This window comes from Rhodopseudomonas sp. (assembly GCF_036404135.1).
Taxonomy (GTDB): Bacteria; Pseudomonadota; Alphaproteobacteria; order Rhizobiales; family Xanthobacteraceae; genus Rhodopseudomonas_A.
This window is the reverse complement of sequence record NZ_DASWPE010000114.1, coordinates 1-11,379: the sequence shown is the minus strand read 5'-3', so window position 1 is coordinate 11,379 and position 11,379 is coordinate 1. Positions and strand designations below refer to the sequence as shown.

At 65.6% G+C, this 11,379-nt stretch carries 10 protein-coding genes and 1 pseudogene; 1 reads left to right on the top strand and 10 read right to left on the bottom strand.

Features of this window, described 5'->3' with window-relative positions:
• Positions 1-587: 587 nt before the first annotated feature.
• The 6 genes and pseudogenes from VGC77_RS14090 to VGC77_RS14065 all read right to left on the bottom strand — a co-directional run.
• Positions 588-855, bottom strand: a pseudogene (locus VGC77_RS14090) (MerR family transcriptional regulator); the annotation flags it as partial.
• Positions 856-869: 14 nt separating this feature from the next.
• On the bottom strand, positions 870-1,196 hold the full coding sequence (locus VGC77_RS14085) for an integration host factor subunit alpha (protein ID WP_331172192.1): 327 nt from the start codon (positions 1,194-1,196) through the stop codon (positions 870-872).
• Positions 1,197-1,327: 131 nt separating this feature from the next.
• On the bottom strand, positions 1,328-2,305 hold the full coding sequence (locus VGC77_RS14080; RefSeq protein WP_331172191.1) for a beta-ketoacyl-ACP synthase III: 978 nt from the start codon (positions 2,303-2,305) through the stop codon (positions 1,328-1,330).
• Complete coding sequence (plsX, locus tag VGC77_RS14075) at positions 2,302-3,360, bottom strand: phosphate acyltransferase PlsX (protein WP_331172190.1); 1,059 nt, start codon at positions 3,358-3,360, stop codon at positions 2,302-2,304. Before plsX ends, VGC77_RS14080 begins: the two co-directional genes overlap by 4 nt.
• A 286-nt stretch (positions 3,361-3,646) precedes the next feature.
• The gene (locus VGC77_RS14070) at positions 3,647-4,219 is read right to left on the bottom strand and encodes a DUF177 domain-containing protein (RefSeq protein ID WP_331172189.1); all 573 of its coding nucleotides are present in this window, start codon (positions 4,217-4,219) and stop codon (positions 3,647-3,649) included.
• 22 nt (positions 4,220-4,241) lie between these two features.
• Positions 4,242-4,793 (bottom strand): ubiquinol-cytochrome C chaperone family protein, encoded by a 552-nt coding sequence (locus VGC77_RS14065; RefSeq protein ID WP_331172188.1) that lies wholly within the window; start codon positions 4,791-4,793, stop codon positions 4,242-4,244.
• A gap of 107 nt (positions 4,794-4,900) precedes the next feature.
• Here VGC77_RS14065 and VGC77_RS14060 point away from each other — a divergent pair, with 107 nt between their 5' ends.
• Complete coding sequence (locus VGC77_RS14060; RefSeq protein WP_331172187.1) at positions 4,901-5,386, top strand: outer membrane protein assembly factor BamE; 486 nt, start codon at positions 4,901-4,903, stop codon at positions 5,384-5,386.
• 113 nt (positions 5,387-5,499) lie between these two features.
• Here the strand turns inward: VGC77_RS14060 and VGC77_RS14055 are convergent, their stop codons facing one another.
• The 4 genes from VGC77_RS14055 to VGC77_RS14040 all read right to left on the bottom strand — a co-directional run bounded on the left by VGC77_RS14055 (position 5,500) and on the right by VGC77_RS14040 (position 11,300).
• A complete protein-coding gene (locus VGC77_RS14055) occupies positions 5,500-6,129 on the bottom strand; it encodes a response regulator transcription factor (protein WP_331172186.1) in 630 nt (209 codons plus the stop codon).
• A gap of 190 nt (positions 6,130-6,319) precedes the next feature.
• A complete protein-coding gene (locus VGC77_RS14050; protein WP_331172185.1) occupies positions 6,320-8,767 on the bottom strand; it encodes a TonB-dependent receptor in 2,448 nt (815 codons plus the stop codon).
• A 161-nt stretch (positions 8,768-8,928) separates the two neighbouring features.
• Complete coding sequence (locus tag VGC77_RS14045) at positions 8,929-9,087, bottom strand: hypothetical protein (RefSeq protein ID WP_331172184.1); 159 nt, start codon at positions 9,085-9,087, stop codon at positions 8,929-8,931.
• 89 nt (positions 9,088-9,176) lie between these two features.
• Positions 9,177-11,300 (bottom strand): sodium-translocating pyrophosphatase, encoded by a 2,124-nt coding sequence (locus VGC77_RS14040; protein WP_331172183.1) that lies wholly within the window; start codon positions 11,298-11,300, stop codon positions 9,177-9,179.
• Between the last annotated feature and the right edge of the window lie 79 nt (positions 11,301-11,379).

The window sequence follows — 11,379 nt, the reverse complement described above, 5'->3', positions numbered from 1 at the left end:
AACTGGCCCCGTTCCTGTAGCTTCGTTCCGGCCCGGGCGCAAGAACCGCGGCGGCAAATTGACGGTGATCACGGCAATCGGCGCTGACGCGCCGGTTGCGAACCGCGGCCGCGCTAACAACGTGGTCGCTGGCGAGCCGTCCTCGAACGCGCTGTCCAGCATCTGCTTGCAGGCGACCAGATCCTGCAGCGCGGTCGCCAACCGCGCCAGATCGAGTTCCCGCCGGCCCGCAGCCGCCGTGGAGATTAGGTGCGAAGGCGCGTGGGCGGGCGCGCGGACGTCTTCGGCGTGCCGCGGCAACGCCGCACCGAGCGGCGCGGCGGGATCGGCCTCCCGACGGGCCGGACCGAGCGGCGACCCCAGCGCCGGTTCACGTCGCGCCGGGCCCAGAGGCGATCCCAAGGCCGATCCCAAGACCGCTCCCAAGGCCGGCTCGCGCCGCACCACGACCGCCGCTGCGGCGCTGCCGGCCTCGGCTTCGTCATCGCTCTGGGCATCGACCTCGGATGACGGCAGGCTGGCGTCGTCGAATTCGCCGAGATGGGCATCGACATCGCGCGGATCGGGCGCCGCCGGCCGCGCCAGCCCGTTGGCAAGCCCCTGCACCGCCTTGACGCCTTGCTCCTTGAGGATGCGCTGCACGCCGCGGATGGTGTAGCCCTCGCCGTACAGCAGCCGGCGGATGCCGCGCAGCAGGTCGACGTCGTCGGGGCGATAATAGCGGCGACCGCCGCTGCGTTTCATCGGCTTGATCTGGGCGAATCGGGTTTCCCAGAAACGCAGCACGTGCTGCGGGATGTAGAGGTCGTCGGCGACCTCGCTGATGGTTCGGAATGCATCGGGCGCTTTGTCCAAATGCATGCTCCCGATCAGTCGGTCTTGGCTGGGGCAGCGGCGCCGTTGGCGTTGATCCGCTGTTTCAGGATCGCCGAGGGTTTGAACACCATCACCCGGCGCGGCGAGATCGGCACCTCGGTGCCGGTCTTCGGGTTACGCCCGATTCGCTGGCCTTTCTTGCGAACCATGAACGAGCCGAACGACGACAGCTTCACCGTCTCGCCTTTCTCCAGGCAGTCGGTGATCTCCTTCAATACGAGCTCGACAAACGCAGACGATTCCGTGCGCGACAGCCCCACCTTTTGGTAGACGGCTTCGCACAGATCGACGCGTGTGACTGTCTTTCCGGTTCCGGTCATCGCCTGCCCCAACTCTCGGCGAACAAATTCGTCAATCGAAATTAAGAGCTTAGCGCGCCCGGGTCAACAGCGCTCATCCATGCAAAAGCATGGAAATACAAAGTACTGTCGCTAAAACTTGACGTAAACGCTTACCAACGCACCAAGGCCGAGCCCCAGGTGAAGCCGCCGCCCATGGCTTCCAGCAGCACCAGATTGCCCTTCTTGATCCGGCCATCGGCCACCGCGACCGACAGCGCCAGCGGAATCGACGCCGCCGAGGTGTTGCCGTGGCGGTCGACCGTCAGCACCACCTTCTCCGGCGCCAGTAGCAGCTTGTGCGCCGAGGCGTCGATGATGCGCTTGTTGGCCTGGTGCGGCACGAACCAGTCGATGTCCTTCGGCGTGGTGCCGCTGGCCTCGAAGGCGTCGACGATCACCCCGGTGATCATGCCGACCGCGTGCTTGAACACTTCGCGGCCTTCCATGCGCAGATGCCCGACGGTGCCGGTCGAAGACGGCCCGCCGTCGACATAGAGCTTGGATTTGTGGCGGCCGTCGGAGCGCAGATGCGTGGTCAGCACGCCGCGGTCGACGCTGGTGCCCCAGCCCTGCTGCGCATCCAGCACGATGGCGCCGGCGCCGTCGCCGAACAGCACGCAGGTGCCGCGGTCCTCCCAGTCGAGCAGCCGCGAGAAGGTTTCCGCGCCGATCACCAGCGCGCGCTTGAACGAGCCGCCGCGCAGGAAATTGTCGGCGGTGGCCACCGCGAAGACGAATCCGGAGCACACCGCCTGCAGGTCGAACGCGGCGCCATGGTTGATGCCAAGCGCCGCCTGCACCGCGACCGCGGTGGCGGGAAAAGTGTTGTCCGGGGTCGAGGTGGCGAGCACGATCAGATCGATCGACTGCGCGTCGATGCCGGCATTGTCGAGCGCGGCCTGCGCCGCCTTGATCGCCAGATGCGAGGTGAATTCGCCCTCGGCGGCAACGTGGCGCTGCTTGATGCCGGTGCGCTGGATGATCCAGTCGTCCGAGGTATCGATCTTGGCCGCCAATTCGGCGTTGGTCAGAATCCGCTCCGGCAGATAGGAACCGCAGCCGAGCACTACCGAGCGTGTAACAGTCACGAGACAGCCTCCCGAGCGGTCGGCGCGCCGAGGGCGCCGCCACCGCGATTGAGCGTATGGTTGATCTTGTTCAGGAGATCGTAGCGGACCATGTCATAGCCAACATCGACCGCGTAGGCAAAGCCGTCGGCGCTGGTTCCGCCATGGCTCTTGACCACCACCCCGTTCAAGCCGAGGAACACGCCGCCGTTGGACTTGTTCGGGTCCATCTTGTCGCGCAGCGAGCGGAACGCCTCGCGGGCGAACAGATAGCCGATCTTGGAGCGCCAGGTCCGCGACATCGCGGCCTTGAGATATTCGTTGATCTGCCGCGCGGTGCCTTCCGCGGCCTTCAGCGCGATATTGCCGCTGAAGCCTTCCGAGACGATGACGTCGGCGGCGCCCTTGCCGATGCCGTCGCCTTCGACGAAGCCGATGAATTCGAATTGCGGCGAGTTCATCTCGCGCAGCAATTCGGCGGCGGCGCGGATTTCCTCGCCGCCCTTGATCTCCTCGACGCCGATATTGAGCAGGCCGACGGTCGGCCGCTCGAGGTCGAACAACACGCTGGCCATCGCGCTGCCCATCACCGCCAGCGCCTTCAGATGCTCGGCGTCGCCGCCGATGGTGGCGCCGAGATCCAGCACCACCGAATCGCCGCGCACCGTCGGCCAGATCGCCGCGATCGCCGGGCGGTCGATGCCGGGCAGCGTGCGCAGACAGAATCGCGCCATCGCCATCAAGGCGCCGGTGTTACCGGCCGACACCGCGACGTCGGCCTCGCCTTTTTTCACCGCCTCGATCGCCAGCCACATCGACGACACCTTGCGGCCGCGGCGCAGCGCCTGGCTCGGCTTGTCGTGCATGCTGACCGCGACGTCGGTGTGGATCACCCGCGACGCCGCCTGCAGCGCCGGATGCGCGGCGAGTTGCTTGTTGATCAGGGCGCTGTCGCCAAACAGCAGGAATTCGGAGTCGGGGTGCCGGGTAAGCGAAATAGCCGCACCGGGAACGACGACCGAAGCGCCGAAATCGCCGCCCATGGCGTCAAGCGCGATTCGAACCTTTTGGGACATGAACGTTCCGGAAACCTAACAAGTCGCGGCCCGATAGCGCTCGGCCGCCGACGAATGAATCTCGTCCGTCACGGACGATGGCCGGAGCGCAGCGCCGCGCCCCATAGGGCGGCGACAATAACGTTTCTCCCGACCGATACAACATCCCGCGCCGCCCGTTTTAAGTCGAACATCAGGCCGCCAGCGGCGGTATTGTACCGCTAGGGACCGGCGAATCTGAAGAAACTGGTCGCAATACCCGCCGGGGTGTGGCGCAGCAGATGTTTTCCGAGCCGGCCGGAGCCGGCTAGCGCTCCGGCGACTTCTTGGATTTCCCCGCCGCCGGCGAGGTTTTCAACGCCTTTAACGCGGCGAACGGATGTTCTTCGGGATCGTCCGGCGCAATCAGCGGCTCGAAGGTCGCGTCGGGCTTGCGCGGATACGGGTCGAGGCCGAGAAACAGCGCGTCGGTGGCGACCCGGCCGATGTCGATCAGGCCGCGCTCGATCGGCTCCGGCGGGTCCGGAACGTCGGCGCCGGGCTCGGCATCGTCTTCGACCAGGTCGGCCATTTCCGGAATCTGCGACGGCGGCGCGAAGATCAGGTCGATCGCCTCGTCGACCTCGTTCTCGATCGGATCCAGCGTCACCACGCAGGTCTGGCCAACCCGGGCGCGGACCCGGCCGACCAGCCGCACCCGGCCCTCGACGATCGGCGTCAGATCGAACGAGGCCTGCGCCGACAGGATTTCGCGCAGGCCGCCGAGTTCGGCCATCGCGGCGCGCTCATGCGCATTGGCCTCGATCTCGCGGTGCAGGCCGGTCTCCGGGATCTGCGCCACCACCACGGGGAGGCTCCATGGATTCGCCAGCTCGGTCATCGGATCATCCTGCATTGGGTCATCAGCCGACCGCCAGCGCCGGCGGGAAGTGCCAGCGGCCGGAGCGCAGCGCCGCGGCGTCGACCCGCGCCAGCGCCGCCGCGGCGTGCTCGACATAGGCCGCCAGCAGCCGCGCCTTGTCCAGCCCGAAGCCGTTCAAAACGTTGCGGCACAGGGTTTTGGCCAGCGCTTCGCTCGCATCATCCTCGTCGGCCATCGCCCGGTCATAGGCGGCGGCGCGGCCGTAGAACGCCTCGCCGAACTTCTGCATCCGCTTCGGCACGGTGAGATCGCCGACCCCCATCTCGCGCAGATTGGCGTCGAGGTCGCTGCAGAAATGGTCGAACAGCGCCTGGCCGAACGCCGCATTGTCGGGCTGCAGGCCGGCCTGCCGCAGTACCAGCCACAGGTGCAGCACGATCATCTCGAAACGGCCGTTGACCGAGTCCTGCACGCCCAAGGTCTTATAAAACGCCGGTTCTCGCGCTTGTGCCACGATCATGCCATAGATGGCTTCAATGGTGCCGCGCGACGGCGACCGGGGACTGGTGAATTGATCAAACGGCCAAATCATGATGGGTTCCTGCTGCGGGCCCGCGACGGCCGCACCTATTGCCAAGGGGATTGCTGCCGGGTACGGCAACACCGTGCGCGATGCAAGGGGATGGGGCCAGCTCCCGAATGACACTTTCGATTGACCAACGCGCAAGCGCCGCGTTTCCGCGGGCTTTTGCGGCGCTCCGGCGCGGGTTGCGACCGCTGGTCGCGGCGGCGCTGCTGTGCGCCGCGCTGCCCGGCTGCACCTCCGAACAATTCCAGAAGGGCTACATCCTGCCCACCGGGGCGCTGGAGCAGATTCCGATCGGCGCCAGCCAGGACCAGGTGCTGATCGTGATGGGCACGCCCTCCACCGTCGCCACCTTGAGCGGCGAGGTATTCTACTACATTTCGCAGCGCGCCGAACGCCCGGTGGCGTTCATGCCGCAAAAGGTGGTCGACCAGCGGGTGATCGCGATCTATTTCGACAAGAACCGCCAGGTGCAGCGGATCGCCAATTACGGTCTGCAGGACGGCAAGATCTTCGACTTCATCAGCCGCACCACGCCGACCTCGGGCCAGGAGCTGAGCTACCTGACGCCGCTGTTCAAGCTGATCAGCTTCCATTAGAGCGTTTTCGAGCGAAGTGGATCCCGGTTCGCGTGAAGAAAACGCGTCAGAATAAGAATCTAGAGCTCCGGTTCTGATTCTATCAGAACCGGAATAACTCTAGCGCACAGGAATTATTGGGCGCCGGCGCCGAGCCGGTTCTCGATCGCCAATCGCACCAGATCGGCCGATGAGCGCACGCCGAGCTTCTGCCGCATCAGCGAGGAGGTGTTGGCGATCGTCTTGTACGAGGCGCGCACCAGCCAGGCGATCTCCGACAGGCTCTTGCCGGCGGCGAGCAGCCGCAAAATCTCGATCTCCCGCGTCGACAATTTGTCGAGCCGGCTGTCCAGTCCCGAGCCGCCGAAGGCGATGCTGCGGGCCATCGCCGGCGCCAGGAATACCCCGCCGTTGGCGACCTCGCGGATCGCCCGCTCCAGATCGCAGGGATCGCCGGATTTCGAAACGTAGCCCTTGGCGCCGGCCTCGATGGCACGCGCCGCGAAGGCCGGGTCGTCGTTCATGCTGAACATGATGATCCGAGCCTGCGGATCGTGCTCCAGAATCCGCCGCGCCAATTCGTAGCCCGACACTCCGGGCAGATTGATATCGAGCACGCAGACGTCGGGCCGCTCGGCGACGAAGCGCTGCTCGCCGGCCTCGGCACAGCCGGCTTCCAACACCACGATGTCCGGCTCGCCGGAAAACAGCGCCCGGCAGCCGGACGCGACGATCGGATGGTCATCGACGATCAGCACCCGCATCGGCCTCATCCCCCGTCATGACGGCCGCGTGCTGCGGCCGGGCGATTCGTTGCCGCCCCAACGCAGCTCGGCGCGCGCGAAAACGCTCGCCGCAAGGTTAGTGAGCCGCCGGATTTGCTGTCAACGGTTCTCGATGCTGCACAGCGGCATCGAGCGACGACCTCAGCCGCTGCGGCGGCAGCGCGGCACGCTACAGCTTGACCCGGATGCCGCCATAGATGGTGAACGGCGCGCCCGGCACTTCGGTGCGCTGATCGGTCAGCGTGATCGGCAGCCCAGCTTTAGCGGTGCCCGACGGCTCGAAATAGGTGCCGTACAGCGCGTATTTGTTGTCGAACAGATTGTTGACCACCGCGAACAGCGTGACGTTGCTGGTGAGCTGATACGAGGTGTGCAGATTGACCACCGCATAGCCCGGCAGCTTGTCGTTCTGGTTGGCGTCGTCGCCGACGAAATATTGCTGGCCGACCGCGACCAGGTCGGCGCCGATCTTCCATTGCGGCGTCACCAGGTAGTCGACGCCGGCCTTGAACTGATGCTGCGGGATGCCGGGAATCCGGTTGCCGGACACCACGTGGATATTGCCGTCGGCATCGGCCGCCGGATTGTTCGGCGAGGCGATGTCGCCATCGAAGCGGTAGGTCGCGTCGATGTAGCTGTAGCCGGCATAGACCAGCCATTCGCTGGATTTGTATTCGGCGGACAGTTCGGCGCCCTGCCGCCTGGTCTGCGGCACGTTCTGGAAATAGCCGCGGCCCTGAATCGAACTGGCCAGACTGATGATGTCGTTGTCGCTGTCGGTGCGGAACAGGCCCGCCTTCCAGTCCAGCGCGCCATTGCCGAGCGGCGCGTTGCCACGGAAGCCGAACTCATAGGTGTGCCCGACCACCTGGTTGAGCGGCGGATCCGACACCAGGAAACTCTCCAGCAGACAGGGTTTCGCGGCATTGGAACAGCCGAGCTCCAGCGGCGTCGGCGCGCGGTTGGATTCCGAATAGCCGCCATAGACCGACAGCACCGGCGCGATCTTGTAGGTCAGCCCGACCAGCGGGTTGAGCCGGCTGAAGCTGGAATCGCTGTTGAGGTCGGGGCTTGAGCCCAATACGTCGCGCACCGAGATCTTCGCCAGATTGTAGCGCGCGCCGCCGGTGACGGCGAGTTTCTCGGTGATGTCGAAAGTGTCGGTGCTGAACAACCCGTAATACGTATTCTTGGTGTCGATGCCGACCGGGGTGTAGCCGAGATTGCCGAGCGTATGGATGATCTGGCCGTTGCTGGGAATCGCCGAATTGATGCCGACGCTGAGGTCGGGATAGATGTAGCCCAGCGTGCTGGTGGCGCCGAACGAAGTGCTGCCGCGATCGATGCTGCCGCCGACGGTGAAATGATTGCCGTGATCGAACCAGCGCTGCTCGCTGGTCGCCTGCAGCGATCCGCCGAAGGTGTCGGAATTGGTGCTGGTGCGGTCGATGGTGCCGTAGGGCACCGTCGCGCAGGTGTTGCCGGACCCCGGCGGGCATGGGATCGGCTGGTTGTTGGCGTTGAGGATCGCGAACTGGTTGCGGAACGCCAGCGCCGCGGCGCCGGTGAACGGGCTCGGCCGCGGAAAGCCGTCGTCCTCAAGGCAGAGTTGGCCGGCGAACGACGACGCATTGCTGCAGCGCTCGATGTCGGCGTCGTTGCCGTCGACATGGCTCTGCCGGAAGAACCGGCCATACAGATTGCCCTGCAGCGTCCAGGCCTCGCTTAGCGCGTATTTGCCGTTCAGGCCGATCATCGCCACGTCGTTATTGGTGGTCTGCGGCGTGGTGTAGACCGAACTCCAGTCGCGGCTGAGCATCTGGACCGGCGTCGCCGCCGCCACGCCGAACGACGACGACGCCATGCCGCCGAACAGATGCAGTTCGGCGCCGTCGTCGCGCCAGCCGAGGTCGCCGTAGAAGCGGCCGATCTTGGCCGGCGAGGCCTGCCGCCAGCCATTGTCGGTGAGCGCCTGGGCGGCAAGATAAGTGCTCCAATTGCCGCTCTCGGCGCCGTATTGCATAGCGCCCTGCACCCGGCCGAACGAGCCGCCCTGCCCTTCGGCCTCAAAGCCCTGATAGGTGAAGCCGTTCTTGGTCTGCAGGCTGATCGCGCCGCCGAGCGCGTTGAGCCCGAACACCGGGTTGTTGGTGAACACGTCGGCGCGGCTGATCGCGTTGGTGGGGATCAGGTCCCAGTTCACCGTGTCGCCGAAGGATTCGTTGAGCCGCACGCCGTTCATATAGACCGCGAGGCCTTGCGGCGTGCCCTGCAACGGCGAAGCGGCGAAGCCGCGATAGCGGATTTCCTGCTGCACGCTGTTGCCGTTGGGGTCCGACAGCGTGACGCCGGGAATCCGCTGGAACAAGGTGTCGGTGACGTTCTGCGAGTAACTGCGCTCGAAATCGCTGGCGGTGACCGAGGAGGTCATCGACGGAATCTTGTCGCGGTCGATGCCGGAGCCCGGCAGCGGGGTGTTGGAGATCACCTGGATTTCCGGAAGCACCTCCTGCGCCTGGACCGCTCGCGGCAGCAGCGCCGCCGCGATCAGCGCTCCGATCAGCGTGATCGTTCCGGATATCCCCCGCCGCAACAATGTCTGGCGCCGCCCGCTCATGCCCCGCTCCCCTTGGTATGAGGATTATTGTCGCAGGCAGAGTGCAAAACAGCTCACAGTTGCGCAACAGAAACAGCTCTCGATCACCGGGAAACATTCCAGAAATATCGGGACATTTTCCCGATCGCGGCCGCGCCGGCGGTGCCCCGCGGCGCGGCGCCCTACCCCTTGGCCTTTTTGATCTGCTTCAGCTTGGCGTCGGTGGCCTCGATCGAACTCGCCAGCTCCAGGATCGCCTTCGACAACAGCTCGACGGCCTCGGCATGGTCCTGCGACTTTGCGGCGCGCAGCGCGAAGTTCTTGGCGGATGACAGCGACATCGGGGGCTCCTTGATGTGATCGGCGGGATTGCAACGAAAAACCCCGCGGCTTGCACCGCGGGGTTTTGCACGAGTGGTAATTCGCAGGCTTAGTGCGCCAGGATCGCCAGCAGCAGCAAGGCCACGATGTTGGTGATCTTGATCATCGGGTTGACCGCCGGGCCCGCCGTATCCTTGTAGGGATCGCCGACGGTGTCGCCGGTCACCGCGGCCTTATGGGCGTCGGAGCCCTTGCCGCCGAAATGGCCGTCCTCGATGTACTTCTTGGCGTTGTCCCAGGCGCCGCCGCCCGAGGTCATCGAGATCGCGACGAACAGGCCGGTGACGATGACGCCGAGCAGCATGGCGCCGACCGCCGAGAACGCCGCCGACTTGCCGTCGGCGCCGCCGCCGGCGATGAAGTAGATCGCGAAGTAAACGAAGATCGGCGACAGCACCGGCAGCAGCGACGGGATGATCATTTCCTTGATCGCCGCCTTGGTCAGAAGGTCGACCGCCTTGCCGTAGTCCGGCTTGTCGGTGCCCTTCATGATGCCCGGCTTTTCGCGGAACTGACGACGCACTTCCTCGACGATCGCGCCGGCGGCGCGGCCGACCGCGGTCATGCCCATCGCGCCGAACAGATACGGCAAGAGGCCGCCGAACAGCAGGCCGACCACGACGTAGGGGTTGTTCAGCGAGAAGTCCGGCAGCACGCCCTGGAAGTACGGGTAGTGCGTGCCATTGGCGATGAAGTATTTGAGGTCTTCGTTGTAGGCGGCGAACAGCACCAGCGCGCCGAGACCGGCGGAGCCGATCGCGTAGCCCTTGGTGACCGCCTTGGTGGTGTTGCCGACGGCGTCGAGCGCGTCGGTGGCCTTGCGGACTTCCTTGGGCAGACCGGCCATTTCGGCGATGCCGCCGGCATTGTCGGTGACCGGGCCGAAGGCGTCGAGCGCCACGACCATGCCGGCCAAAGCCAGCATCGTGGTGGTGGCAATGGCGATGCCGAACAGGCCGGCCAGGCTGTAGGTGACCAGGATGCCGGCGATGATCACGATCGCGGGGCCCGCGGTTGCTTCCATCGAGATGGCGAGGCCCTGAATCACGTTGGTGCCGTGGCCGGTGACCGAGGACTGCGCGATCGACTTCACCGGGCGATAGTCGGTGCCGGTGTAGTATTCGGTGATGACGATGATCAGGCCGGTGACGACCAGGCCGACCACGCCGCATTCGAACAGCGCAAAGCCGGTGTATTTGACGCCGGCGAGCGGTCCGAAGCCGACCAGCCCATAAATGACCGCGGCGACCGCGAACAGCGACAGAACGCCGGTGGCGATCAGGCCCTTGTACAGCGCGCCCATGATCGACTGCGAGGCGCCGAGCTTGACGAAGAAGGTGCCGGCGATCGAGGTCAGGATGCAGGCGCCGCCGATGGCGAGCGGCAAGGTCATCATGTTGACCAACAGGTCAGGCGCGCTGGCGAAGAAGATCGCGGCCAAGACCATGGTGGCGACCGCGGTCACCGCATAGGTCTCGAACAGGTCGGCGGCCATGCCGGCGCAGTCGCCGACATTGTCGCCGACATTGTCGGCGATGGTGGCCGGGTTGCGCGGATCGTCTTCCGGGATGCCGGCTTCAACCTTGCCGACCAGATCGCCGCCGACGTCCGCACCCTTGGTGAAGATGCCGCCGCCGAGCCGGGCAAAGATCGAGATCAGCGAGGCGCCGAAGCCGAGCGCGACCAGCGCGTCGACCACAGTGCGGCTGTTGGCGGTCAGCCCGAGATAGTGCGTCAGGAAGGCGAAGTAGATGGTGACGCCGAGCAGCGCCAGCCCCGCCACCAGCATGCCGGTGATGGCGCCGGCCTTGAAGGCGAGTTCCAGGCCGCCGGCCAGCGAGATGGTCGCGGCCTGCGCGGTGCGGACGTTGGCGCGCACCGAGACGTTCATGCCGATGAAGCCCGCGGCGCCCGACAGCACGGCGCCGATCAGGAAGCCGACCGCCACCAGCACGCCGAGGAAGTAGTACAGCAGCGCGAAGATCACCACGCCGACGATGGCAATGGTCATATATTGCCGCTTCAGATAGGCCTGCGCGCCTTCACGCACCGCCGCGGCGATTTCCTGCATCCGCGGATTGCCCGCATCCGCGCTCAATACCGACGACGTCGCCCAGATGGCGTAGACAATGGAAAGCGCCCCGCAGAGCACAATCACCCATAATGCTGTCATTGATTTTGCCTCAGGTCCTTGGACTTGCCCCGCGTCCTGGACCGCGGGAGCGGAGGACGCACAAAAACAAGGCTCGCTC